The organism is Akkermansia biwaensis, assembly GCF_026072915.1.
GTDB lineage: Bacteria > Verrucomicrobiota > Verrucomicrobiia > Verrucomicrobiales > Akkermansiaceae > Akkermansia > Akkermansia biwaensis.
In genome coordinates, this window is sequence record NZ_AP025943.1 from 2,227,135 (window position 1) to 2,252,932 (window position 25,798).

Annotated in this window: 25 protein-coding genes; 18 read left to right on the forward strand and 7 right to left on the reverse strand. The window is 56.0% G+C overall.

Annotation, left to right across the window (positions count from 1 at the left end):
- Window positions 1-101 precede the first annotated feature (101 nt).
- Entirely contained in the window at window positions 102-2,414 is a 2,313-nt protein-coding gene (locus OQH67_RS09185; protein ID WP_215436053.1) for a hypothetical protein, read from the forward strand.
- 285 nt (window positions 2,415-2,699) lie between these two features.
- Here the strand turns inward: OQH67_RS09185 and OQH67_RS09190 are convergent, their stop codons facing one another.
- From OQH67_RS09190 to OQH67_RS09215, 6 genes are all read right to left on the reverse strand, one after another.
- Entirely contained in the window at window positions 2,700-3,920 is a 1,221-nt protein-coding gene (locus OQH67_RS09190) for a ferrous iron transporter B (protein ID WP_215458979.1), read from the reverse strand.
- Window positions 3,921-4,048: 128 nt separating this feature from the next.
- Window positions 4,049-4,543, reverse strand: coding sequence for a hypothetical protein (locus tag OQH67_RS09195; protein ID WP_215436049.1), 495 nt, complete (start codon window positions 4,541-4,543; stop codon window positions 4,049-4,051).
- Window positions 4,544-4,562: 19 nt separating this feature from the next.
- Window positions 4,563-6,143, reverse strand: coding sequence for a sulfatase family protein (locus OQH67_RS09200; RefSeq protein ID WP_215436046.1), 1,581 nt, complete (start codon window positions 6,141-6,143; stop codon window positions 4,563-4,565).
- Between the two features lie 18 nt (window positions 6,144-6,161).
- Window positions 6,162-7,454 carry an AI-2E family transporter gene (locus OQH67_RS09205; protein WP_215436044.1) on the reverse strand — a complete coding sequence of 431 codons (1,293 nt, stop codon included), beginning with the start codon at window positions 7,452-7,454 and terminating at the stop codon, window positions 6,162-6,164.
- 37 nt (window positions 7,455-7,491) lie between these two features.
- Complete coding sequence (locus OQH67_RS09210) at window positions 7,492-8,814, reverse strand: PDZ domain-containing protein (RefSeq protein WP_215436043.1); 1,323 nt, start codon at window positions 8,812-8,814, stop codon at window positions 7,492-7,494.
- A 106-nt stretch (window positions 8,815-8,920) separates the two neighbouring features.
- A complete protein-coding gene (locus OQH67_RS09215) occupies window positions 8,921-9,139 on the reverse strand; it encodes a hypothetical protein (protein WP_215458978.1) in 219 nt (72 codons plus the stop codon).
- A 53-nt stretch (window positions 9,140-9,192) separates the two neighbouring features.
- On the opposite strand from OQH67_RS09215, the gene OQH67_RS09220 reads away from it, so the two are divergent.
- From OQH67_RS09220 to OQH67_RS09300, 17 genes are all read left to right on the forward strand, one after another.
- Complete coding sequence (locus tag OQH67_RS09220) at window positions 9,193-9,588, forward strand: Minf_1886 family protein (RefSeq protein ID WP_215436038.1); 396 nt, start codon at window positions 9,193-9,195, stop codon at window positions 9,586-9,588.
- Window position 9,589: 1 nt separating this feature from the next.
- The gene (locus OQH67_RS09225; protein WP_218957820.1) at window positions 9,590-10,657 is read left to right on the forward strand and encodes an agmatine deiminase family protein; all 1,068 of its coding nucleotides are present in this window, start codon (window positions 9,590-9,592) and stop codon (window positions 10,655-10,657) included.
- Window positions 10,654-12,246 carry an NAD(P)/FAD-dependent oxidoreductase gene (locus OQH67_RS09230; RefSeq protein WP_215436035.1) on the forward strand — a complete coding sequence of 531 codons (1,593 nt, stop codon included), beginning with the start codon at window positions 10,654-10,656 and terminating at the stop codon, window positions 12,244-12,246. The genes OQH67_RS09225 and OQH67_RS09230 overlap by 4 nt, the downstream gene beginning before the upstream one ends.
- Before the next feature lie 309 nt (window positions 12,247-12,555).
- Window positions 12,556-13,125, forward strand: a complete 570-nt coding sequence (locus tag OQH67_RS09235) for a hypothetical protein (RefSeq protein ID WP_215436025.1) — start codon at window positions 12,556-12,558, stop codon at window positions 13,123-13,125.
- A gap of 200 nt (window positions 13,126-13,325) precedes the next feature.
- The gene (locus OQH67_RS09240; protein WP_215436022.1) at window positions 13,326-13,883 is read left to right on the forward strand and encodes a hypothetical protein; all 558 of its coding nucleotides are present in this window, start codon (window positions 13,326-13,328) and stop codon (window positions 13,881-13,883) included.
- Window positions 13,873-14,505, forward strand: a complete 633-nt coding sequence (locus OQH67_RS09245) for a hypothetical protein (protein ID WP_215835862.1) — start codon at window positions 13,873-13,875, stop codon at window positions 14,503-14,505. Before OQH67_RS09240 ends, OQH67_RS09245 begins: the two co-directional genes overlap by 11 nt.
- Window positions 14,506-14,520: 15 nt before the next feature.
- Window positions 14,521-15,177, forward strand: coding sequence for a hypothetical protein (locus OQH67_RS09250; RefSeq protein WP_215719888.1), 657 nt, complete (start codon window positions 14,521-14,523; stop codon window positions 15,175-15,177).
- A gap of 33 nt (window positions 15,178-15,210) precedes the next feature.
- The gene (locus tag OQH67_RS09255; RefSeq protein ID WP_215436013.1) at window positions 15,211-15,840 is read left to right on the forward strand and encodes an MCP four helix bundle domain-containing protein; all 630 of its coding nucleotides are present in this window, start codon (window positions 15,211-15,213) and stop codon (window positions 15,838-15,840) included.
- Window positions 15,841-15,862: 22 nt separating this feature from the next.
- Window positions 15,863-16,624: a hypothetical protein gene (locus OQH67_RS09260; RefSeq protein ID WP_215436010.1), complete on the forward strand. Its 762-nt coding sequence runs from the start codon at window positions 15,863-15,865 to the stop codon at window positions 16,622-16,624.
- Between the two features lie 134 nt (window positions 16,625-16,758).
- The gene (locus tag OQH67_RS09265) at window positions 16,759-17,382 is read left to right on the forward strand and encodes a hypothetical protein (protein ID WP_215436007.1); all 624 of its coding nucleotides are present in this window, start codon (window positions 16,759-16,761) and stop codon (window positions 17,380-17,382) included.
- A 150-nt stretch (window positions 17,383-17,532) separates the two neighbouring features.
- On the forward strand, window positions 17,533-17,943 hold the full coding sequence (locus tag OQH67_RS09270) for an AIR carboxylase family protein (RefSeq protein ID WP_215436005.1): 411 nt from the start codon (window positions 17,533-17,535) through the stop codon (window positions 17,941-17,943).
- Between the two features lie 26 nt (window positions 17,944-17,969).
- On the forward strand, window positions 17,970-18,506 hold the full coding sequence (pyrR, locus tag OQH67_RS09275; RefSeq protein WP_215436003.1) for a bifunctional pyr operon transcriptional regulator/uracil phosphoribosyltransferase PyrR: 537 nt from the start codon (window positions 17,970-17,972) through the stop codon (window positions 18,504-18,506).
- 27 nt (window positions 18,507-18,533) lie between these two features.
- Entirely contained in the window at window positions 18,534-19,460 is a 927-nt protein-coding gene (locus tag OQH67_RS09280; protein ID WP_215436001.1) for an aspartate carbamoyltransferase catalytic subunit, read from the forward strand.
- 6 nt (window positions 19,461-19,466) lie between these two features.
- Window positions 19,467-20,741 (forward strand): dihydroorotase, encoded by a 1,275-nt coding sequence (locus tag OQH67_RS09285; protein ID WP_215435999.1) that lies wholly within the window; start codon window positions 19,467-19,469, stop codon window positions 20,739-20,741.
- Between the two features lie 66 nt (window positions 20,742-20,807).
- Window positions 20,808-21,470, forward strand: coding sequence for a tRNA (N6-threonylcarbamoyladenosine(37)-N6)-methyltransferase TrmO (gene tsaA / locus OQH67_RS09290; protein WP_215435997.1), 663 nt, complete (start codon window positions 20,808-20,810; stop codon window positions 21,468-21,470).
- A 455-nt stretch (window positions 21,471-21,925) separates the two neighbouring features.
- Entirely contained in the window at window positions 21,926-22,231 is a 306-nt protein-coding gene (locus OQH67_RS09295; protein ID WP_215458976.1) for an efflux RND transporter permease subunit, read from the forward strand.
- 294 nt (window positions 22,232-22,525) lie between these two features.
- Window positions 22,526-23,674 (forward strand): serine hydrolase domain-containing protein, encoded by a 1,149-nt coding sequence (locus tag OQH67_RS09300; protein WP_215435993.1) that lies wholly within the window; start codon window positions 22,526-22,528, stop codon window positions 23,672-23,674.
- Window positions 23,675-23,703: 29 nt separating this feature from the next.
- On the opposite strand, the gene OQH67_RS09305 is transcribed toward OQH67_RS09300, so the two are convergent.
- Window positions 23,704-25,785, reverse strand: a complete 2,082-nt coding sequence (locus OQH67_RS09305; protein ID WP_215435991.1) for a tetratricopeptide repeat protein — start codon at window positions 25,783-25,785, stop codon at window positions 23,704-23,706.
- Window positions 25,786-25,798 lie beyond the last annotated feature (13 nt).

Below are 25,798 nucleotides of genomic sequence, written 5' to 3' on the forward strand. Positions count from 1 at the left end.
CAGCGACTGTCACAGGGGGCGCTGGTTACGGATTTTGAGATTGCAGGGCCGGGGCGAATCATGTAAATTCAATCCAATCTCTCAGTATTTCCATTCCAATTATGACTGATCAGCCAGAATCTCAGCCGTCTCCCCAGGCGCCCGCGCGCCGCCGTCTGGTGACGGCCGCCCCCGCAGCGCAACCCAAAGTGAAATTCGTATCTCCCGCAGCGGAAGGTGTGGAAGTGGCCAAGCCGCGTTTTCTTACTCCGGAATTGCAGGCCAAACTGGCCCGGGAGCAGGAAGAAGCTGCGCGCCGTGCTGCGGAGCAGGCGGAGGCGGACAGGATAGCCGCGGAAAAAGCCGCCGCTGAAGAGGAGGCTGCCCGTATTGCCACAGAAAAAGAGGCTGCCAGAATGGCAGCGGAAAAGGAAGCCGCCAGAATCAAGGCGGAGCAGGAGGCCGTGGAAGCTGCGCGCGTGGCTGCGGAAAAAGAGGCTGCCCGCATCGCGGCTGAAGAGGAACGGGCAAGGCTGGCCGCTGAACAGGCAAAACAGGAAGAAGCTTCCAGACCCCTGGCTGATTCTTCCGTGGATGCCCAGATACAGGATGCCCTTGCCAAGGTGGCGGAAGCCCAGAAGGCCCTGGCAGAAGCCCAGGCTGTGGCTTTGGCCCAGGCTGCCGGAGTGGCAAAGCCTGCCATGGAAGCTCCGGAGCCCCAGGAACCTGCCCCGGTCCCGGCAGCCGGAAGCATTCCCAAACTGAAAATTTTAAAAACGGTCTCCGCTCCCACTGAAACGGCAGAAGCGTCCGCCCCCGCCGCTCCGGATTCGGGAGCCCTTCCCAAACTGAAGGTTTTAAAATCTCCCTTGGGCTCTCCTCCGGCTCCTTCCACCGTGGCCGCTCCGTCCTCCGGGCCGGTTCCGGCGGCATCCGCGGCGCCTTCTCCCGGCACGCCTCTGGCGGGAGCGGGAGGCATCCAGCCCCCTGCCGGGGGAGAAAACGCCAGGGAAATGGCCGCTTCCGTGGACAAGTCCAAATCCCTGCTTCGCGGAATCATCTATGGTGTGTGCGCCCTGGTTCTGGTGGCCGGCGGCGTGGGGATTTACGCCTGGCAGACCAACGCCAAGAAGGATCGGGTGGAAGGTGAAAACGCCCAGTTGAATAAATTGGTGATGGAAGGAGCCAAGCTGGGGCGCAGCCGTCTGTTTGACTCCAAGAGCCTCGGGCGCGTGCCGGATGTCAAAGTCGTCCCCAATGAAGAGGATGCCGCACTGCTTCTGGATAACGTGAGAGGCGTGAAGGGGCACCGTGACAACTGGCCCGGTGCGGCGCATCTGGTGTCCATCATGGCCCAGATGGATGATAATATCGCACGGCAGGTGGTCGGGGACATGAAGAAAAACGTCCGTGACTACAGCAAAGAGAAATACGCCATGATGGTGACGCTGCTGGCCAAATCCTCCAGCCCGGTTATGCGCGAGCTGCTTAAGGATTTGTACGCCTCCATCAGCGACAGCAAAAACAAAAAGGTGCAGGACAAGCAGGCCGTGGTGCTCCAGTACATGCGCTTCTCCATGAAGCTGGACGACCTGGATGACGTCATGAAAATTCTGCAGCAGAAAAACGTTTCTTCAGACTTGGTTTCTTCCGCATTCCGCACGGCCCGCTATCTCATTGACGAGGCTCCGGAAGCCAAGCGTGTCGGGCTTTCTTCCAAGCTGCTGCAATACCAGCAGGGCATGCCGGAGGAAAATCTCAAGATACTTTACCGGCTTCTTGCCCGTACCGGAGATCCCAAGGTGCTGGACATGATGGAAAAGAGCTACAAGGAAGACCCCAAGAAAGCCCTGGTCATTGTCACGGCATGGGGGGACTGGAATACGGACGATGCCGTTCCCTATCTGTTCCGGGCATGGAAGGATGAATCCCTACACTCCCGCGTGCGCTCCCAGGCCCATGACTCCATTCTCCGTGTGCTTTCCGTGGACCGCGACCGCGACGACAACGCCACCATCAAGCTGTTTGAACCCCTGATTGCGGACGCCAAGACGAGCGACCGACGCCGTTTCCTGGTTTCCGCGTTCAAGAGGCTGAGCAACAGGCCCTATGTCATCCGCCTGCTTGGACGCATCAAGCAGGCGGCGGAAGAAAACAGCAATAAGCTGGATTCCCGGCTGCGCGCTGCGGAAGAAGCCCTGGTGAAGGCGGAAGCCAAATACAAGAACAGTCCCGACGATGCGGCGGCGAAGGCTGATTATGAAGCCAAGAATAACGCGGCTAATGATTTGGCCAATGAAAAGGCCGGTGAGGATAATGTCATTGCAGATGTGGAAAAGGCTCTGGAAAAGATCAAGAAGACGCCTGCTCCCGTCAAGCGCGCCGGAAAGGCGAAGGACGACGATGACGAGTCTTCCGTCATCAAGACAATGTAAATCCAGTTTCAGACTGGCCAGGGGAACCGGAAGGAGGAATCCTTCCGGTTCTCTTTTTTCTGTGAATTATTCCCGGAAAACCTGCATGAAACTTGGCCGTCGTGGAGCCATTACCGTCTTTCTTCCATCCGAGGCGTCCTGAAATCCGGAAGTAAAGCCTGGGCAGCGGGCGTTTTTCCTGTTCGTCCGGGATGGTGAATTCTGCTGTGGTTTGTGGTGGACAGCACTGGAAAACCAGATGTTCCGCGGAAGAAGGCGGAAGATATTTTACGGAAATACCGGAGCTTACAGAAGCAATCCTACCTGATAGACGACGGTAGCCGTCACAAAGCCCATCACAGTAAGACCTGCGAATTGCGCCAGGGCAAACCACCAGGTGCCGGCTTCGCGCTTGGCGACGGTCACTGTTCCTATGCAAGGCAGGGCGATCAGGCAGAAAATCATGATGCTGATACCCTGCAACGGAGTATAACTGGCTTTTAGCCGGGTGTTCAGGGTTTGCTGGGCTTCCGGACCGGAATCCCCGTCCTGCACGGCGTAGAGAATCCCCATTTGCGTGACGAAAATCTCCTTGGCCGCGAAGGCTCCCAAAAGCGCGGAATTCACCTTCCAGTCAAATCCCGCTACCCTGGTGACGGGTTCCATCCAGTGACCTATTTGTCCGGCGTAGGAATGCTCCATGGCCGCGGCCGCGTTCTCCGCGGTTCCTTCTTCCGGCCTGGGGTAAGTATTGAGGAACCACAGGATGATGGAAGCTCCGAGGATAAAGGTGCCCGCTTTTCTCACATACATGAAGGCGCGCGACCACATGAGCAGCCCTACTTTCCGCAGGGAAGGAATGCGCAGCCGTTTCAGGCGATGGGGCGCGTCCCGCTGCACGGTCTTGAAAAAGGTGTTTTTCAGCAGCCGGGCGCATAAAAGCGCCAGCAGGATGCCGGCGGCGTAAATTCCAAACAGAACGGTGGCTTGGAGATGGGAAGGAAACAGGGCGGAAACGAACATCATGTAGATGGGAAGCCGTCCCGCGCAGCTCATCATGGGAAGTATGGCGATGGTGACAAGGCGGTCATTGCGCCCCTCAATCCTCCTGGTGGAAAGAATGGCGGGCACTGAACAGCCGAATCCCAGTAAAAGGGGGGCAAAACTGTTGCCGTTCAGCCCCATGATTTTCATGATGCGGCTCATGAGGCGCGAGACCCTCATCATGTAGCCGCTGTTTTCCAGCACCGTGATCGCTCCGAAGAGAAGGACCACATTGGGCAGGAAGGCCAGAACGCCGCCTACACCGCCTACCACGCCCTCTCCCAGAAGAGACTGCAAGCCGGGCCACGGCTCCAGCAGGCGGCATGCCCAGATGCTGAACATTTGCGTTCCCGTCTGGATCAGTCTGACAAGAGGGTCGCCGATGGCAAAGCTCAAAAAGAAAATGAGATAAACCAGGCCCAGGAAAATGAGCGATCCCCACACCTTGTGCATCAGTATGGCGTCCAGTCTTGCTCTCCACATGTTGTCCCGGACGTCTTCCTCCCCTTCCATAAATTACGGGGGTAACTTAGAGCCTGCTAAGTTGACAGGCAAGCATAAAATCCGGAACGGGGCCGGAGAAGAGACGGCGGCAGGCAGTGCCGCAGGAATCAGCGGCGTGTGGCGGCAGCCAGGCCCTGGATGAAGAGGATGGCGGCCGTACAGCAGAAAATGATGCTGGGCAGCCATTGAAGCATGTACAGAGGGTCCGTGGAATCATTCCCGTAGGAAGGGAATATGGAGGCAAGAGTCAGGCAGGCCAGGGACAGCAGCCACGCCAGCCAGGATGCGGCCGGAACGGTTCTGTTCGTTTTTTCGGCAGGAAGCTGCTTGAGAATCTCTTCAACAAGTCTTCGTGTGTCCGGATGCCGTTCGGAAACGGCCGGAATATTTTTCCTTTTGACGGGAGGCAGCGGGGCCGTCTTTTTTGCCGGAGATTCCGGCCCCGGCAGGGAACCGGAAGTGGGGGCTTCCCCGAAGGGAAGCCCCGTTTTGGCGTAAATCAATGCTCCGCATGAGGCGCAGTGCATGCCGGCTTTCACGTCCAGGTCGGCTGGGTAGGCGTATCCGTGCCCGCACAGGGCACACGTAGCGGATTCTTTCATGATTCAGCCGGAATAGGGTTTAGTCGTCCAGGGGCAGCAGGTCCACCAGGTCGGCCTTGGTTTCCGGCCTTTGGCGGATTTCTTGGAGTTTGGCCTTCAACTGTTCGCAGATGTCCGGATGCTGGGACGCCACGTTGTTGAGTTCCTTGGGGTCTTTTTCCAGGTCAAACAGACTGCCTCCTTCCGGGGACTTGCTCATTTTGGCGCTCCCTCCGTTGATGCCGTCACGGATGGCGACTCCCGCGGGGATGAACTTCCATTTGCCGTGGCGGATGGCCAGAGCCTTGCCCGTGCTGTTGATCACGTGGTAATCCCGGCCTTTGGCGGATTTGCCGAGCATGGCGGGCATCACGTTTTCAGAGTCGCGGAAGGAATTAGCCTTGCCGGGGTCCAGAAGCTGCTCCAGGGAGGCGCCAAGATCCATCTGGTTGAACAGCGCCTTGCTGGTCATGCCGGGTTTGACGACGGCGGGCCATTTGACGATGAACGGAATGCGGGAGCCGCCTTCCAGGATGCTGTACTTGCCCGCGCGGAAGGGGCCGGCGGGAGAATGGGTGGCATTGTCCCGGACGGCGAAATCCCTGTAGCCGTCATCGAGAACGGGACCGTTGTCGCTGGAGAAAATCAACAGGGTGTCTTTTTCCAGTCCGGCTTTCTGCAGGGCTTCCGTGATGCGGCGCACGCAGTAATCCAGTTCCACGGTCACGTCGCCGCGAACGCCGTGCTGGCTCTTGCCCTCAAACTCTTTTCCGGGGCAGCGGGGCACGTGAATATCATGCGTGGCGAACATGAGGAAAAACGGCTCCTTGGCCTTGGCGCTTTTGTTGATGTATTCCACGGCCTTGTCCGTGATCACTTGCGCATTTTCCTCATCCTTCCAAAGGGCGCTCTTGCCGCCCTTCATGAAACCGATGCGGCCGATGCCGTTGATGATGGCCTGGTTGTGGCCATGGCTCCACATGAGCTTGAGCTGGTCCTTGTTGTCCTTGCCGTTGGGAAGCCCCGGGAAATTGTGCTTGTAGGACACCTCAATGGGATCGTTCGGGTCCAGGTTGCGCACCTTTCCGTCTTCCAGGATGACGCAGGGAACGCGGTCCCCCGTGGCGGCAAAGATGAAGCTCTCGTCAAACCCGATCTGGTTCGGGCCGGGAGCGATTTCCTTGTTCCAGTCAATCTTCTTTCCCTTCTCGCCCAGCCCCAGGTGCCATTTGCCGACCATATAGGTCTTGTAGCCGTGGGATTTGAGCATTTTCGGCAGGGTAGGCTTCTTGGTATCGATAATCAGGGCGGCGTCTCCCGGCAGAATGCCCGTGCCTTCCTTGCGCCAGGGGTATTCTCCCGTAAACAGGGCGTACCGGGAAGGGGTGCAGACGGAGGTGGTGGAATAGGCATCCGTAAAGCGGACGCCCTGCTTGGCAAGCTTGTCTATGGAAGGGGTGGGAATTCCCTTGGCCCCGTAACAGCCTATGTCTCCATAGCCGAGGTCGTCAGCATAAATCATGACGATGGCTTTGGGCGGTTTGATCTTGGGCGCGGCTACGGCTGTGCAGGCGGTTGCCGCAGCCAGGGCCAGCATGAGGTGTATTGCAGGTTTATACATGGTTTGTTGTTGTGTGTGTTATTGGGATAATGCGGGAGATTCTTCCGTGGGAGGTGAATTGGGAGGAGGTTCCGTCATGGGGCGCATGCTGGAATTCTGCCAGATGTACCGCTTGTAGAGAACCTTGATGGCTGCCGTGAGGGGTACCGCCAGCAGGGCGCCGATCAGGCCGCCGAGAATAAGCGTCCAGATCAGCACGGAAAACATGACGGTAAGTGGATGAAGTTCCACGGAATCCCCCACGATTTTCGGCTGGATAACCCATCCGTCAAACTGGTTGACGGCCAGGAAAATGCCGGAAACGATCAGGATATGCTGAAAATCCCCCCACGTGAACCAGGCCAGCAGCACCGCAGGAATAAAGGCGCTGATGATGCCCAGATACGGGATGATGCCCAGCACGCAGACCGCCGCGCCGATGGTGACGGCATACGGCAGTCCGACCAGTTTCAGGCAGATGGCGATCAGGATGCCTTCAATGATGCTCACAAGCATCTGACCGCGGAAGAAGGAGATCAGGTAGCCGTTGATCTCCTCCATCGTGTCCACCACGTCCTTCCGGAATTTGGAGGCTTTCAGGGGAAGGATGCTGGGCCACTTTTCTTTAATTTTATCAGCTTCCAGAAGGAAATAAAAGGCAAAAATGGGTGTGATCAGAATACTCACCATGATTCCTATGGAACTGTACAGAGCGCGTCCGCCGGACGTGAGCCAGGTCATCAGTTTTTCCTGGTAGAAGGAGGAATTGATGGTCATGTAGGCCCCCAGTTTTTCGCGGGCCGTCTGGGCGTTCCTCAGCTCCTGTTCTTCCGCTTCCGCGTAATTGCCGGTATTCAACTCTCTGAGGCTGGTTTTGTAAACACTGTCTATGGTGCGGGCGATGAAGGGTATTTCAATAGTGGAATCAATCAGTTCGGAAGTTTTGTTCCAGAGTTCCATCCGGTTGTCGATCAATTCGTCCGTCTGCCGGATAAGCGGCGGCAGGATGGTGGCCCCGAATCCCACCACGACGGCAAGCGCCGCTCCCATGACCGTAATGACGGCCCAGGGCCGGGAAAACCTGCGGCGTACCAGCCAGGAGACGATGGGTTCCAGCAGATAGGCGATGACGGCCGCGATCAGGATGGGAAGAAGAACGGGCTCCAGAAAGCCCAGCACGTTCACCACCTCAAAAATGACGAAGGCGGCGATGCTCAGCATCACCAGAAAGGAGACGCCCGTCAGGGCATACCAGCAAATCCTTTTCTGGAAGGAGGAAGGAATAGTGCCGGCGGGTGGGAGATGGGTGGAATTCTGATGTTGCTTGTTCATGCCGCGTGTAGAGAGAAGGGCTGAAGGGCGTGCCATGTTATGCCGTGGAGGAATCACCGGTTTTCCCGTCTCCCGACGGAGGAGATTCGGACGGATTTACTGGTGGTACGGGGGGCGTATGCTGGGGGGCCGGCTGCCTGGATTGTTCTTGTTCTTTTTCTTCCTGCTGTTTGACGTGGGACTCGAATTCCTGCTCGGTAATCGCCTGGGGAGTGGGATGATAATCCCCGGCGGGTGGGGCGGCCGGTACTTCCCAGTGGATAAGCACCAGCTTGTTCCTGCGCTGTACGATGACGGTGGCCTGCGCCCCTCGCTGGGTCGTGACGTACTCTACGAGGTCGGGGTAGGGATTCTTTCGGCCATTGATGGAAACCAGAACGTCGCCCGTTCTCAGGCCTGCGTTCCAGGCCGGGGACCATTCGGCCACAAAAGCCTTCATCGGACCGTTCCCGTTGCGGTCCTGGATAAAAGTTCCCCCCATCAGGTTGAAGGAGGAAGGTCCCGGCATGGGGTAGCTGGTGGAGCTGAAATAGAGGGCGCATCCCGGCCCGTCCAGCCAGAACTGGCGGGAAATCAGGGCTCCATAGCCCAGGATGATGTCAATGTCGTCTGGGATGCCCATTACTTCCGGATTGGCAAAACTCTCGCATAAAAGGATATTCTTCAACTCCAGCGGGCCAAGCTGGAAGGAACTCACATGCATGCACTCGTGGGCGTAAAAGCCGCCTGCCGCCGGACTGTAGCCGGAATAAACGCTCACGAAAGCATCAGGATAGGCCAGCTTGATGGCGTTCCAGCGTTTCTTGGAAATATAGACGGCGTGGGGTGCTCCCGTATCCAGGATGATGCGGCGTCCGTGCTTGTCTGCGATTTGCGGATAATCGGACCCCGGAACCAGGGCCAGCTTGTGCCAGGACCGTATTCTGGAAGGCAGTTTATTGAAAAAGCGGTGGGACCGTTTGGGGTAATTGATGTTCCAGACATACTTCCTGATGCATTCCCATCCCAGCAGTCCGTCGTAGGGAGCCTGGTCCACCATCACCACGTCCTGTTTTCTGGACATGGGCTCTCCGTCCTGCTTCAGGGAAATGGGAACATTGGCCGTCCGCATGGCTCCACGGCCGCGCAGGCGCGCACCGATGGATTCCACCGCCGGTGAAAAAAGAAGGGAAGTCTGGACCGCTCCCGTATCCACCCCCATCATTAACTGGGTTGAGGAACTCCATGCAAGGGCTACGGGGGTGCCGTCCAGCGGGTTGGCTGCGTCGATGGGCGGTGAACTGCTGTCCTGAATGGGACGGTGCGATACGCAGGATGCGCACAGCACCGTAGCCAGCAGTACTATGGAAAAACGGAACATAAAGCTATTCACTATTAGCAGACTGTTCGGCGGCTGGCAAGGTTTCCTTCCTGCTTCATGGTGCTTTTGGCGGCATCCTCCATAAGGATCGTCAAATGGAACCGTTTTAAGAAACCGGGAATATGAGGTCCTGGTTATTGCTATCTGCTGTTTTTCTTTGCTGCGTGTCATGGAGTTGGTTGTCGCTTTCCACCGTCTTCATTTCTTCTTTTGTTGAAAGCTGTTCTTGACGGCTGCGGGAGGAAGGATTCATGCGCTTCTCTTTCACGCGGATTTTTGCCGGAATTCTCCGGGATTCCCCATAGAGCTGCAAGGACGGTTCCATCGGCAAAAATCTTGATTTTCCATGGTGGCCGTATAGGGTGGAGCGGAGCCGTTATGACCATCCCCACCTTTGAAGAGGCCGTGAGCCGCATTGTGCAGAAAGATCCGCGTTTTGCGGAAAGGGCGTATTTCTTTCTGAAGGAAGCCTTGGACTTCACCATGCAGCGTATAGAAGAACAGGAAAACGGCGCGCAGCGCCACGTCAGCGGACAGGAACTGCTGGAGGGATTCCGGGACTACGCCCTGAGCAAGTTCGGCCCCATGGCCTCTACCGTGCTTAAGGAATGGGGAATACGGAACGGCGGCCATGTAGGGGAAATGGTCTTTTTATTGATTGAAGAGGATGTCTTTTCCAAACAGCCGGAAGATTCCCTGGACGACTTCAAGGGATTCATGAGTTTCCGCAGGGCGTTTGAAGAACCTTACGAATTTCAGGAACAGTCCAACTGACATGACAAACGCCGTGACCAAGGAACCGGATGTACGCTGGCCCGCCGAATGGGAGCCGCAGGAGGCCGTCTGGCTGTCCTGGCCCCACCGCCGGGACCTCTGGCAGGGCGGGCTGGACGAATTGCAGCGGATATACGGACTTGTGGCCGCCTCCATTGCTCCGCACGCCCAGGTGCGCGTGAATGCGGCGGAGGCCCTGCATCCGGTCATCAGGCAGGTCTTGCAGGAGGCCGGAGTGGAAGAGGAACACTTCCGCCTCTTCAACCACCCTGCCAACGACGTCTGGTGCCGCGACCACGGTCCCGTCTTTGTGCAGGACGTGAGCGACGGTTCCCTGATGCTGGCCGACTGGCAGTTCAATGCGTGGGGCGGCAAATTCGCTCCCTGGGATCTGGACGATGGCATTCCCTCCCTGATCGGCTCTTCCCTGGGGCTGCCCGTGCGCAGTTCCCGGATGATTCTGGAAGGGGGAGCCATTGAAGGGAATGGAGACGGCCTGCTGGTCACCACGGAAGCCGTCCTGTTGAATCCCAACCGCAATCCGGACTGGAGCCGCGCGGAGATTGAGGCGGAACTGCGGCGCATGCTGGGTGTGCACACGATATTCTGGCTGGGCTCCGGCATTGAAGGGGACGATACGGACGGCCATATTGACGACATGGTGCGTTTCGTCGCACGGGATGCGGCGGTATCCATCGTGGAGCCGGACTCGTCCTCCCCCCATTACCGCGCTCTGGCAGAAAATAACGAACGTTTGCAGGACCTGAGATGCTTGGACGGCAGCCGGGTGGAAATCGTTCCCCTCCCCATGCCGGATCCGCTCAGGATGGAGGATTGGCGGCTGGAACAGCTGCCTGCCAGTTATGCCAATTTCCTCATCGTCAATGATGCCGTAGTGGTGCCCGTATTCAACCAGCCCCGGAATGACGACCGTGCGCTGGGCATCCTGAGGGAATGCTTCAGCGGAAAACAGGTGGTGGGCCTGGATGCCCGCAAGCTGGTTTTGGAAGGAGGTGCTATCCACTGCATCACCCAGCAGCAGCCCAAACCGCGGAAGGAGGTCCCATGAGCGGGGAAGACGGTGTCATGGTGGATGTGATCCTGCCGATGGAAAAGGCGGGGGATGAAAAAGCGCGCCGCGCTGCCGTGGCTGCCAGGCTCGGCATTTCTCTTTCGCGCATCAGGGAACTCCGCTTGGTTAAGGAATCCATTGACTCCCGGCAGAAGAAAATTCTGTTCCAGCTCCGGCTACTGGCAGGCGTGGATGGGCCGCTGCCGCCGGAACATGTGCCTTCTCGGGATTATCCTCCCGTCAGGTCCGGCGCTCCGGCAGCTCTGATCGTGGGATTTGGGCCCGCCGGAATGTTTGCCGCCCTGCGCTGTCTGGAACTGGGCGTCAAACCCGTGGTGCTGGAGCGGGGGAAGGATGTCTCCTCCCGCCGGTTTGACCTGGCGCCCATCATGAGGCAGGGCCGGGTGATTGAGGATTCCAACTACTGCTTCGGAGAAGGGGGCGCGGGCACGTTCTCCGACGGCAAGCTGTTTACCCGTGCCACCAAGCGCGGTCCCGTGCGGGATGTTTATGAGACATTTGTAGCTCATGGCGCTCCGCGGGAAATCCTGACGGACGCCCATCCCCACATAGGCTCCAACCTGCTGCCCAATGTCGTCAAGGCCATCCGGGAATCCATTCTCAAGGCGGGCGGGGAAATCCACTTCAACGCCAGGGTGGAGCATTTGCTCCGTTCCGCGGACGGCCGCCGCGTGCGCGGAGTCGCTTGTGCGGACGGCCGGGAATTTGAAGCAAACGCCGTTCTGCTGGCTACCGGGCACAGTGCCCGCGACGTGTACCGCATGCTTCTGGCGGACGGGCTTGTCCTGGAGCAGAAACCCTTTGCCGTGGGCGTACGCATTGAGCATCCGCAGGCATTTGTGGATGCCAGGCAGTACCATTTGAACCCGGGCCAAAAGCGGCCGGACCAGCTCCCGGCGGCGCGCTACTCCGTTACCGCCACCATTCGGGACCGGGGAGTCCACTCCTTTTGCATGTGCCCCGGAGGATTCATCGTTCCGGCTGCCACGGAAAATGATGAAGTGGTGGTCAACGGCATGTCCCTGGCCCGGCGGGACTCTCCCTTTGCCAACTCCGGATTTGTCGTGAGCGTGCATCCGGAAGATACGGAGTCCTTCCGCAGAAAGCACGGCGTGCTGGCGGGCGTGGCCTACCAGAAAGCCCTGGAGACGGCCGCCTGCCGCGCCGGAGGAGGCATGCAGAAGGCTCCCGCCCAGAAAGTGCCTGATTTTCTGAAAGGGCGCGTGTCCTCCTCCCTTCTTCCAACCAGCTACCACCCGGGCATTGTACCTCATCCCCTTCATGAACTGCTCCCGGCGGAAATCGTCTGGCGCATGAGGGAAGGGATGAGGATGTTTGATCATAAATGGCGCGGATTTGCCGGAGAATCGGCCCAGCTGATAGGCTGTGAAACACGTACCAGTTCTCCCGTGCGCATCCCCCGTGATGAACGTACGCTGGAACATCCCGGACTGGAAGGGCTGTATCCGTGCGGGGAAGGCGCCGGCTATGCCGGAGGCATCGTCTCCGCCGCTCTGGACGGCCGCCGTTGTGCGGAAGCCCTGGCAGAGCAGATGCAGGCCTGAATTATTCCTGAGGAAAGTATGGCCGGGGGATGCGGAAAAAGCATGTTTTCTATTCTAATCCTGGTGTAATGAACATCTTCTGCGGCGTGTTCCGTATCTGCTTTCCCGCAACGGCCTGCGGATGGCATTCGGTCCTTCCGGAAATACGGGATGCCATGGGGAAAAACCTCTTCGAAGGCAGCTTGCCGGAAGATGGTTCTTTTTAAAAAAATCCCGGAGACGGATCTTTAGAAACGTAAAATAAAAAAGAAAAAGGTAAGGTGGCAGGTTTCCGAACGATTGGATCGTTACGGTGTCCAAGTATGAATCATGAAGACATTCCCAACTCCCCTGCTATTGTGCTGTGTGCTGGCGTCGTTGCCCTGCATGTCTCAGGATGTGGCGGCTCTGGCGATGCCTAACGTGGATTTGGAAACGCAGGAAGGAAGAAAAATGGAGGGTGAACGGGCGGCCATACGCAAATTCTTCGTGCTCTTCTATCTGTCCGCCATTATTCCCGTGATGGAAAATCAGGGGAGAATCGGGAAGGAAGAGGACATCTATCCGCTCATGCTGAAGGTTTTCCCGGAAAAGGAACTGAAATTGTGCCCTGAAAAACTCCAGAAGCTGATGAACGACAAAATACAGGGAGTGAAGGACATGCTGGCGGGCAAAAAGCAGATGAAGCCGGAACCATTTGATCCGGAAGAACCTGAAATAGTAGCTTTTCTGGCCGCATACGGCATGGAAGACCTGGACCAGCAGATCATGAACTGGATGGGGAGGCAGATAGGCTCCGAAAGTGACGGAAAGCTGGAATCCGTCATCCAGGCATTCCGGCACTTGAAAGCCGGGGTGGAATCCGGGAAAATAGTGATGCCGGAAAAAGTGGAGGAATGAACATGGGCCCCAAATCGGGAAACGGCATCAGAATCGGTGCATCTTCCTGTTAAAACGCGGCGCAGGGGGGAGCTGCCTTCAGGCAAACCGGAAGGAGGGGGAGGAATCCTGTTGCCCGCGGGCAGGGAGGCGTGTATTGTAGCCTTATGAAAATGTTCCGGTGGTGGCTTTTTCCCGCGTTGCTGGTTGCGCCGCCTTGCATGTCCCAGGATATTGCTCTTTCGAAAATGCCGAATGTGGATATGCGTAGGGAGGAACTCGGAAACTCAAGAAAAGAGGAAGGGAGCATTTGGAATTTTTATTTTCTGCTGTGTCTGGAGCAAAAAATATTTTTTGCGGAATTGGAGGATGGAAAAGCCGCGGATGCGTCAATGCAGTTAAAACATGTACTGGCAACCTTTCCCGAGAAGGTTCTTGCCGAATGCCCGGAGTATTTCAGACGGGCAGCTCGGAAGTGGAAGGCGGATTGTGAAAGGGAACTCTGGGAAACGGGGGAAGTATCTGACGAATTATACTGCCACAATGAACAGGAAATGAGGCTCTTGTTGAGTAAGTACCTGCTGAAGGAAGCCGTTCAGTCATCCTTTCAATGGCTGATCACGGAAAAGGAGGCCAGGGACTATTCATCCGTTCTTTGGCTGTTGACTCCATGTGGCGGGGGCAAAAAGGAGATGCTGGACTATTTCAGGGAGTTGAAAAGGGGAATAGAAGAGGGACGGAGCGTTATGGCGCCAGTCGAAGCAGAAGATGAGATTTAAAATTAAAAAATTAATGAATTACATGCGTGGAAAATGGGCTGTGACATCGTGTTTGTTATGGCATTTCACCGGATTGCCGGTTTTTCCTCTTTCCGTAGCTCAGGACGTGGCATCTCCGGAGATGCCGAATGTGGATGTGGAGACTGAGGCGGGCAGGCATATGGAAAGGGACCGGGCTGCCATATGCAGGTTTTTTATGCTCATGTTTCTGGAGAGAAACATTCAGATGGCCGAGGTGGAGGATGACCATGCCGTGGATTTGCAAACCAGGCTGAAGCATGAGCTGAACGCCATTCCAGGCAAGGCGCTTGCCGAATGCCCGGAAGACTTCCGGCTGGCGATGGAAAAATGGAAAGATGCCTGTGAGAAGGAACTCGCGGAATCGGGATCGGTTTCTGACGAATTGCGGTATATGATGGCGGAAAGCATGAAGCTGTTGATGGGAAAATACATGGTAGATGAGGCCCTGAATACATCCATTCCCCGATTGCTGTTCCCCTTTAATGGAGAAGGGCAACCCGATAAAAAGGAACTGTTGGAATATTATAAGGATTTGAAGGAAAAAATAGAATCTGGCAAGGTTGTTATACCGGTAGAAACGGAAAGGGACGAAAATAGATAGAACCAGGTGAATGTCATGTCTGGAAACCTAGCTTCCATGTTGCGTTTATTGTTGTGGTGTAGCCTCGGCTTGCCGGGGCTGCCTGCCTCTGTTGCTCAGGATGTCGTTGTCTCCGGTGAACCGAATGTTGACCTGGACGGCCTGTCCGATGAGGAAAGGAGGAAAATGATTCTGGCCATTTCCAGGATGGAAATACTGGAGCGGCTCATGCAGGAGATTTTTTTCCTGGAAACCGAAAAAACCGGAGCGGGAGCTAGATTGTTTGGTCTGCTGAAGTTCAAGCTTGCCTCTGTTTCCGGCAAGGTTTTGGAAGCGTGTCCCGACGATTACCGGCAGGCATTTCAGGCCTGCATGGAAGCTGGCCGTGACTTTGTGCGGCAATTTGAAGGAGTGGAAATGGAGGAGCCGCAATTTCACAGGGAATATTCCCGGTACCAGGGCAAATGCCGTGCCATCATGCAGCCTGTCAAGTCCAAGTACAGGCTGGAGGAAGCCCTGGCTGACCCCATCATATTCCTCCGCCGGGAGATAGACCCTTTCAGGAAGGACAAGGCGAAATTGCTGGAGCGCTTCAAGGTTTTGAAAAGACAGGTGGAGCAGGAAACGTTCACATTCCCGGAAATAACGGAACAGGAAAGGGAAAAATTTGGAATGAGAATGATTCTTTATTGATTTTTAAGGGTATATTTGAAACATGTAGGGACCATGAATGTTATAAAACTTGTTTTGTTGGCAGGGACGGCTGCCTCCTGTCCGTTGGGTTCGGCGGGAAACAGGGATATCATGGAACCGGATATGGCCAATGTGGATGGGGAGATGGAGGGGTTCCGGAAATCGCGCATGGCCATCGTGAGGTATCATGTGCTGCTTGAATTGTGCTGTAGGATCGTTTCACTGGAATGGAAGGAACATCCGCGGCTGCCTGATGGGAAAATCAAGTACAGGAAAATGTGTGACCTGATTCCTCAATCGATTCTGGCACAATGTCCCGCAGATTTTCGGCAATCTTATGTGGAGGTCTTTGAAGGTATAGAAAAAAATCTGAGTGATAATATTTCATGGGGGGGAACTCCGGAAGGCAAGGAAATGTTCTCCAGGCTGGAAGAGGCCAGGAAACGGTTTAGTGACCAGTATGATCTGGAACCTTTAATGCGTCCTTTGATTGATTGGCTGGACGGTCAGGAAACTCGCCGGGAAGGAGAAAGCCCTCAGGAATATCTGAAACGTCTCTACCAATTAAAAAGTGATCTTGAATCCGGGAAATGGGTTATTCCAGAAGGTTTGCCGGGAGAAAAGCCGGGACCGGAGTGCATGATTCCGGTCGTCGGACAGTGATTGCCCGGGAAACGGCTGATGCTTGAAAGGCGTGAAGCATGCGGGGAAAAAGAAAATGCGGGGACATAGTGACGGTCCGGGAATTGGATTGGCGGCGGAAAATGGGGGCAATCCCGGATTGGCATTTCTCTTGATGGATGTTAAAATAAAAACAGTGATGAATTTATGGAAATGGATTCCCGTGGCGGTGGTGTCGTGCTGTTGCAGTTTTGATACAGGATATGGCCAGGACATCGCGGCGCCGGATATGCCTGATGTGGATGAGTACCGGAAAACGCCGGAATTTGAGAAAGATCGCCTGGCTATAGCCAGGCAGGCGATCATAGGGAAATTATGCCTGGAGATTGCGGGAATGGAATTGGACATGCAGCAGAAGGCCTTGGATGAGCGCCTCCTATTGCAGACGATGATGGAACTGTGGCCTGAGAAAACGTTGGACGACTGCCCGCAGGACTTTCGTGAAGCATGGTTGCAGAGCAGGAAAGTATTTAAAATGTGGTTGAAGGATGACAACGCATGGGAGGAAACGGAAGAAGGCAGGGACATGGTGCAGCAGCTGCAAGACTCCATGAAAAGGGTTGAGGAAAAATATGGTTGCCAGGTTTTGGATCAAGCCGCCGACAAATGGCTGAAGACCCATGGTCCGGTAAAAAAGGAGGGAGAATCGCCGAAAGAGTACCTAAAACGTCTGAATCAGTTGAAAGAGGATATTTATTCCGGGAAATTGGCTGTTTCTCCTGAATTGTTGCATCAAGAAGACGAGTGGAAAGATGAGGAAGAGTAAAAAGCGGACATCTGTCCTTATATTTGTCAGGTCAAATAAGCCATGAAGCTGGTAAAATGGTTTCTTGCGGCAGGATGGGCATGGTGCTGCGTTGTCAGTCCTGTCCTGGGACGGGATGTAGGGGGGCTGAGAAGATGAATCCGGATGTTCCGGACAATCTGGACCGGCGGCAAATGAAGGATCGGGAAGCCATACAGCGGTTCATGATCGCACTGATGCTGGAGCATATGGTTCTCAAATGGAGCCGGAAAGATGCTGAGCATGACGTTGAGGCCATGAGGCGTGAAATGGCTTCTTTTCCGGTCAAAGCCCTGGACAGGTGTCCGGAAGATTTCAAGGAGATATGGAGGGATATTCTGTTTACAAGCATCAGGGAAAAGGTTCCTCTGAAGAAACTGCCCGCGGACGATCTGAAAAAGCTGAAATTTCAGATGAGGGCGTACATGGATAAATACAATCTTCAGCGGTTTGCGTCTTCTCCCGCCTTGTTGAACTTCGTGCTCCTCACCTTGAATCCGCGGAACATTGGTAATCCTGACAAAAAGGACTGGAGCAGGCGTACGGCCGGTCTCCGGGGGCGCCTTGAAACCGGGAATCCTCCGCTGCCTTCCGTTGAAGAAATGATGGAATGGTCCGGGAATTGGGAGAGGAAACATGGATTCGGCGGAGAGGACCCCTGGGAGGATGACGGGGAAAACGGTTATAATACGCTGCTGTGGTATGTTTTCGGATTATATGGAGATGAAGATGAGGAGTAGGACGATCCTTTCTCCTGATTCCCGTGATCTATCATGATCCCCTGCCGGAATGGAATCTCCATCCGCGGAGCCGTTTTTTTCAGGTTAAGTCTTGCCAGGGCAGGGGGCTTGGGGCCATAATCCGAAAGTTTCACAACCGCACGCACAGCCATGAAAGTAATCGTCATCTACGGCAGCCCGAATGATAAGCCCTTTATGGAACCCGCCCGCGAATATTTCGCACAGGAAGGGGTCCCTTATGAAGAAACGGTTTTGTCCGCCCACCGCGACCTTCCGGAACTCATCAAATTCCTGGGGGACCTGGAAGCCAGCGGGGAAAAGGCCGTTATCCTGGCTGTAGCCGGCCTTTCCGCCGCCCTTCCCGGAGTAGTGGTCATGAGCTGCTCCCTGCCGGTCATCGGCGTACCGGTTCCCGGAGGCCCTCTGAACGGTATTGACGCCCTGCTGGCCATCGCCCAGTGTCCGGGCGGAGTGCCCTGCACAACGGTAGGTCTGCACAAGAAAACCCCCGTGAACGCCGCCATGGCCGCCCACCGTATCCTGAAGCTGGCGGGCCTGTAAGTATCCACTTTTTCCCATTCCGGCTGATGACTCCTCCTCCGTCACAGGAAATCGTGTTGGACGAGCAGGAAATTTCCCGCGCGCTGGAGCGGATGGCCCACGGCATCGTGGCCCGCTGCGCCGGGGAACCGCTCGCCATTGTCGGCCTCCTCAGCCAGGGGGACATCATCGCCCGGCGGCTGGTGGACAAGGTCAAGGAACTGGGCGTGGACGCCCAGTACGGCGCCATTGACATCTCCCTGTACCGGGATGACATCTTCAAGCTGGAGGCCCGCCCCTCCCTCCGCTCCTCCAACCTGCCCTTTTCTACGGACGACATGAGGGTGGTGCTGGTGGACGACGTGCTGTACACGGGCCGCACCGTTCGGGCGGCCCTGAACGCCCTGTTCGACTACGGGCGTCCGGCACGCATTGAACTGGCCTGCCTGATTGACCGCGGCGGCCGGGAAGTCCCCATCCAGCCTGACTACACGGGCCATGTGCTGGACCACGCCGGAGCCAAGGTCGTCGTCAGCATGAAGGAGGCCGACGGTGTGGACCGGGTGGTCATCTCCGGCAAATAGACAGTTTCAACCCATTCCCTGACTTTCATGAATCCCCGCAAGGACCTACTCAACATCTCCTCGTTGACCGACGAGGAAATCCATACGCTGCTGGATTCGGCCGGACCGATGAAAGAGCTCTTCACCAAAAGCGTCAAAAAGGTGCCTGCCCTGAAAGGGAAGTCCGTTTTGACGCTTTTTTATGAACCCAGCACCCGCACCCGTTCCTCCTTTGAGGTGGCGGCGGAACGCCTGTCTGCGGACGTGACCAACTTCACCGTATCTACCTCCTCCGTGGTGAAAGGGGAATCCGTCCAGGACACGATCGCCACGCTCCAGGCCATGAAGGTGGATTACGTCATCGTGCGTCACTACAACAGCGGCCTTCCGAACGTGATCGCCCGCCATACGAACGCCAGCGTGATCAATGCCGGGGACGGGGCGCATGCCCATCCTTCCCAGGCCTTGCTGGACTCCTTCACCATCCGGGAAATGTTTCCAGACATCCGGGGCAGGCGGGTGCTGATCGTCGGGGATATCCTGCATTCCCGCGTGGCGCGTTCCACCTCCATCCTGATGAAAAGGCTGGGGATGGAAGTGGCCTACCTGGGACCGGGCTCCCTGGTGCCGCGCACGGAATATTCCGGCATTCCCCGCTTTTCCGATTTCAACGAGGCTTTTGCCTGGAAGCCGGACGTCATCTATCTGCTTCGGGTTCAGAAAGAGCGGCAGGACGCCCCCTTCTTCCCCAGCGCGCGCGAGTACAACAAAATATACGGTGTCACGGAGGAGCGGCTGAAACGCATCTCCGATGAAGGGCTGTACATCATGCATCCCGGCCCGGTTAACCGCGGTGTGGAAATCTGCGACTTGGCAATGGACTATGAGCGCTGTCTGATCAACCGCCAGGTGGAAAACGGAATCGCCTGCCGCATGTCCATTCTGTACCATCTCACTCCCCAAACCCAACATTGATCCTTCATGAAAACTTCCGTACTTATTCGCAATGCCCGGATGGCGTCCGGCTCTTGCCCGGCGGATATTCTGGTTTCCGGCGGAGTGATTTCCGGGAAGGCCCCTGCCGGAACTCTTTCCGCAGACTCTGCTGAAACAGTCATTGACGCTTCCGGCAAATTGCTTCTTCCCGGCCTGTTTGACATTCACGCCCACCTGTGCCAGCCCGGACGGGAAGACAAGGAACGCATTGCCACGGCAACGGCGGCGGCCCTCCACGGCGGCGTGACCGGACTGATGGCCATGCCGGATACCGCCCCCGTGATGGACAATGCCGCGCAAATCACCACCTTCATGGAAATCTGTCGCACGGACGCTTTGGTGGACGTCATTCCCTCCGGTTGCCTGACCAAGGGGGACGGCGGTGAAGAGCAGGCCTCCTACGACTCCCTGCGGGCGAAAGGAGTGCGCTTCATCACGGACGGCGACCGCGCGCCGGACAACATGTTGCTGCTGTACCGCGCCATGCAGTACGCCAGCAACCTGAACCTCACCTTTGCCCTGCGCGGGGACGTCCCGGCCCTGACGGCCAGGGCCGCCATGCATCCCGGCACCACTTCCTACCGCCTGGGGCTGGCGGGCTCCCCGTCCTGCGCGGAGGAAATCGGTCTGGAAACGATCATCCGCCTCTCCGTGGACACGGGCAACTCCCTGCACGTGCAGACCGTCTCCACCGCCGGAAGCGCGGACATCCTGCGCCGCTGCAAGCCGGAAACGACCGGATTGAGCGCGGAAGTGGCCCTGCATCATCTCCTATTCACGCATGAAGACGTGGGCTGTTACGACACCAACTATAAGACCCTTCCGCCCCTGCGCGACCGGAAGGACGTGGACGCCCTGATTGAGGCCGTGAATGACGGCACCATCGACTGCATCGTCTCCGACCATACCCCCTGCACGCCGTTCTCCAAGCTTCAGGACTTCGTGGTAGCCCCGCAGGGCATGATTTCCCTGGATACCTTCCTGCCCGCCATCTACCAGTATCTGGTGCAGACCGGCAGGATGTCCTGGGAAACGGTTGTTCGCGCTTGCAGCGACGCCCCCCGCAGGCTCATGGGCCTTTCCCCCGTTTCCCTGGAGGAAGGAGCCCCTGCCAATCTGGTGGTATTTGATCCGGAAGGCGAGACGCCCGTCACGGACGAAACGCTGCGCAGTCGCGCCCGCAACACCCCCTTCCTGGGCAAAACGCTCCAGGGAAAAGTGGACGCCGTAATCTTCGGAGAGCAAACCTACCTCTTTTAAAGGGGAAACGGAGAATTTTTACCATCTATCAACTATTAACTTTTAATTATTAACTATTAACTTCCCTTGCAGCCCATCGCCCGCGTCAGCACCTGTTATCCGGAAAAATTCGGCGTTCCGCGCCAGAGCGGACTGGTGCCCGGCGCCCGCGCACGGCTGGTGTTTGAGCCGCAGTTCCGGAACCCTGAATCCGTGCGGGGACTGGACGGTTTCTCCCATCTGTGGCTGCTCTGGATATTCAGTGAAAATCTGAGGGAAGGCTGGAGCCCGACGGTTCGGCCTCCCCGCCTGGGCGGCAATGTGCGCATGGGGGTCTTCGCCACGCGCGCCCCGTACCGCCCCAATCCCATAGGGCTGTCTGCCGTCAGGCTGGACAGGGTGGAAATGCACCCCCGGGATGGTCCCGTGCTGCACCTCTCCGGGGTGGACCTGGTAGATGGCACGCCCATTCTGGATATCAAGCCCTATGTGCCGCAGGCGGACTGCATCCCGGAGGCTTCCGGAGGATTCACGTCCTCACCCTTTCAGCGGCTGAAAGTGGAAATTCCGCTGGAGCTGGCCGCCTCCGTTCCTCCGGAGGAACTGGCGGTGCTGAAGGATACGCTCTCCCTTGACCCGCGCCCGCAGTACCAGGACGACCCGGAACGAGTGTACGGCCTTTCCTTTTCCGGTTGGGAAGTCAAATTCAGGGTGGAAGGCACCCGGCTGCACGTACTTGCGCTGAGTTGAAAGTGGTAGTTAATAGTTAATAATTAAAAGTTAATAGTTGGCAAAAACTCTCCGCTTCCCTTTTAAAAAAGGTAGGCCGTTCCGATATAAGTCGCCGTTCTTTCCGGAGATTTTTCCTTTCGGAACGGGTTTCTGTTTTCCCTCCCGCCTTCTTATGGCATTGGACGCTTTCCGTAATCCCTGACTTCGTGTTCTTTCATGGAATGCCGGGAAGTGGCGCCTGCCGGGCAGAGGACTAGTCGCATATGCATTATAGTTGTCGTCCTTGTGGTGCTCCTTGTGTACATCTTCCTATAGAACCGGCGCGCCACGCTTATTCCTCCGATTGCCGTTCTTGTCGTTCTCATCTCCACCTTATGCCGGTTTCCTGTGCCGGAGTTCACGCCGGACACCATCTCTAGGTTGAGCCTGGAGATGGCACCCTATGCACAGTTTGGCCTGGGGATGCTGGCGGAGTGGGCGGCCAAAATGCCATCCTGATCGTGGAATTTGCCAATCTGGAAATGCAGCGCGACAAAGGCCTGATGGAAGTCCCTCCGGCGATCGCCCTTCTGAGCCTGAGGCCCATTCTGATGGCTTCCCTGGTTTCCATTCCGGGCCGCATTTCGCTGATGATCTCCTCCGGTTACGGAGCGCTGACATGGAAACGCCAACGGTACAGTGGTCGTCATCGGCATGGGGGTACAGGTGGGCCTTTTGCTGATCTCGTGTTTTTATGTATTCGTCATGAATCTGTTCCGTATCAACTTCTCCCTGAATGAATTGAAGGAGGATCGGATGAAACGGGAACGCGGGAATACTTGGCTGCGCACAAAAAGTGATATTCCCTAAAGCTGACGGTGAAAACGGCATTGTGCCCTGTTCCCTCCCGGGAAGAGGAGGAAATAAGGCCTCTTTCCTTCCGGCGGGCAGCCCGGGGGAATTTTCATGAATAATCCTGCGGACGGCGTGAAGGCGGCGCATGGGATATGAACCGTGCCGGACTTGCCTTCCCGGACAGCGGAGAGTAAACTTTCCTCTAAAGGCGGGGAAGTTGTTCCTGCCGGTTAAGAGGGATGAAAGGCGCGCGGCACATAATTGAAGCATTTGAAAAAAACTTCCGTGATTACGGGGAACTGGGTGCATCCGTTTCCGTCTGGAAAGAGGGGCGGGAAATTGTTTCCCTGCACTCCGGATTTGCCGTGGCGGATGAAACGCGTCCGTGGACGGAACGTTCCCTGGTGCCCGTTTACTCCGCTACCAAGGGCCCCGCTTCCGCAGCTCTGCTGCTGGCTCTGCATCGGCAGGGAGCATCCCCGGAGATGAGCATGGGGGAACTGTGGCCGGAATTCCCGCTGCCGTATGCTACGATTGCCCAGATGATGTCCCACCAGTGCGGTTTGGCCGCTTTCTCCCGCCAGGCCGATGTATTCGACCATGAAGACTGCGTGCGCGCCCTGGAGGAAACCGTTCCCGCGTGGCAGCCTCCCGAACACGGCTACCATCCGCATACCTACGGCGTCATGCTGGACGAACTCATGATCCGCCTGACCGGGGAGCGTCTTTGGGCATATTGGGATGAATACATCCGCCGCCCCTTGAATCTGGACTTCTTCATCAGGCTGCCGGAATCAGAATTCAGCCGGGTGGCTGTCCTTTACCCCGGCAAAATGGACATGTCCAACATGGGAACCCCGTTCTATCTGGAATACATGAAAAAAGGCACGCCCGTGAACCGTGCGTTTAACACCCTGATTGGCCTGAACAGCGTGCGCCAGATGAACACTCCCGCAGCGTGGACTTCCGGGATGCCTGCCTTCGGCGGGGTGGCTTCCGCCCGTGGCATGGCTCAATTTTACCAGGCCTGCCTGGGCCTGGATGAACTGGAGGTATTCCCGGAAACCGTGCGCGGCTGGATGAGAGACGTGGTGGTTGACGGGCCGGACCTGACCCTGAAAACGCCCACCGCCTTTTCCTGCGGATTCATGCACGACCCCGTGGACCTTTCCACAGGCCGCAAGCGGCGCCATCTATTCGGTTTCGGCGGCTTCGGCCATGCGGGGGCGGGCGGCTCCCATGCCTATGCCGACCCGGAATACGGCCTGTCCTTCGGCTACGCCATGAACCGCATGGACCTGAACGTGCTGCCCGGCGTGAAAACCCGGAACCTCATCAATGCGGCAATGAAGGAAATCCATGAAGATGGGGGCGGTTTTGACACCTGATTTTTCAGGCAGGAAGAAGGCTCTTCTTTCTACTTTGCGGTTGCTCCGCTATCTGCCTTGTTGAGTTTCTGTTTGGCCTCTTCATGGCCCTGTTCGGCAGCTTTGAGGTACCATGTCAACGCTTCCTTCCGGTCCGGTTCGATTCCATGGCCTCCTTGATCATAGATCAATCCTAAAGAGTATTGGGCGTCCGCATCTCCCTGCCGGGCTGCCTGGAGGAACCATTTGGCCGCCTCCCGATAATCTTTTTGGACGGAGTCTCCATTAAAATACAGTGCGCCTAAATTTTTTTGAGCATCAGCCTCATTCAACAAAGCGCTTTTAATCCACCATTCCCGTGCTTTTTCAAAATCCTGTTGGAGATTGTTTCCTCCCAGGACATATAAATTGCCTAAATTGAGAAAGTTGGATGTATCTCCCTGTTCAGCCCGGATAGTCAGGTATTTGGCTGCTTTTCCGTAATCCTTCTCAAGTCCGGGGCCGCCAAACATGTACAATTGTCCCAAAAGATCAAGGGATTCCCGGTCTCCTTCGTCTGCCAGCGGCTGTATCCATTTGGCCGCTTCTCCATAATTTTTTTCGAGCCCCGGCCCTCCCGTCATATACAGATACCGCAAAAAGGGAATTGCTTTTTTATTTCCATGCCTGGCGCTGAGTTGGAACCATTTTTCCGCTTCCTTCCAGTTCTTTTCCAATCCCGGCGTTCCATTCATGTACAATTCTCCCAGGATGCACATGGAATCCGGGTTTTTCTGTTCAGCACTGAGTAGGAAGTATTTAAGAGCCTTCTTTTCATCTTTTTCCATACCCGGTCCCCCCGTCAGGTATAGTTGTCCCAGAAGGAACAAAGCTTCCTGTTGGCCTTGCTGTGCACTTAACTGGTACCATTTGGACGCTTCCTTGTAATTTTTTTCTACGCCCAGTCCCTGCATGTAAAGGCCCGCGAGATTATACTGGGCAAGGGGATGGTTCTGCATGGCGCTTGCTTTCCAATGTTCGAACGCTGCGTGCTCATTGCGTTCCACGCCTTCCCCTTGGATGTAGAGAAGCCCCAATTCGTTTTGAGCTCCGGCATGGTGTTGGGCAGCGCTTTTCCGTAGCCAGCGAACGGCCTGCTCCACGTCTTTTTTGACGCTATTGCCGGATTCATATGCTTTGCCGAGTAAATACTGGGCTTCCGGAGAATCCAGATTCGCAGCTTCAAGGATAAAGCGGTATCCTTCCTTTTTATCCAGAGGAGCTCCTTCAATGCCGTGAATATAGAGTTGTCCAAGCCTTAACAGTGCATCCCTGTCTCCCGGCTGCATCTGCTGCTTCAATTGGCTGGCGTCAGTCCGTAATTGCTGTATCTGCGCGTATTTCTTTGCAGCTTGAACATTTCCCATTTTGGCTGCCTGGCTGAAGCATTGTTCGGCTTTCTCCATGCTTGCCAGAGGATTGTCTTTTTTGCATAATAAGAGATAGAAGTTCCCCATCTCCGTGTAGTATTCAGGATCGTTTGATTCCTTGGCCGCCTGCTCCAGATATTTCAAAGCAAGAGGGACATTCCTTTCCACTCCTTCTCCGTTGATATAAGCCAGAGATAAGAATTTCAGGGCGTCTGCATGGCCTTGCCGGGAAGATTGGCGGGCCAGTTCAAGAGCCTTTTCCATATCTTTTTTGATTCCCAATTTTCCATGATAGGTAAAATAGGCCAGGTTGTACTGACAATTTGCATCTCCTAATAAAGCTCCTTTTTCCAGGGCCTCGATGGCTTTTTGCATGTCCTTTTGGCAACCGAATCCTTGATAATAGCAAGTAAAAAGAGTGAAATAAGCATGAGGGTCATTTTGTTGAGCCGCTTTTTCAGCCCAGAAGAACGCTTTATCATAATCCTTGGGGATGCCATTTCCTCTCCCATAGCAGGTGGCTAGAGAAGATTGGGCAGACGGGTCTCCTTGTGCTGCCTTTATTTCCAATTGTCGGATATGTTCTGGGGAATAGGCAGGCTTTTCCGATTGAGCCTTCTTGGGAGGGATTTCTCGGACTTTTACGTGTACAGGCTGTGCGGCCAGAGAAAATTGGCTCATACAAAATGAGATTGCCAATAAGATCATGATAGATGCTTTCATACAGTGATATTCT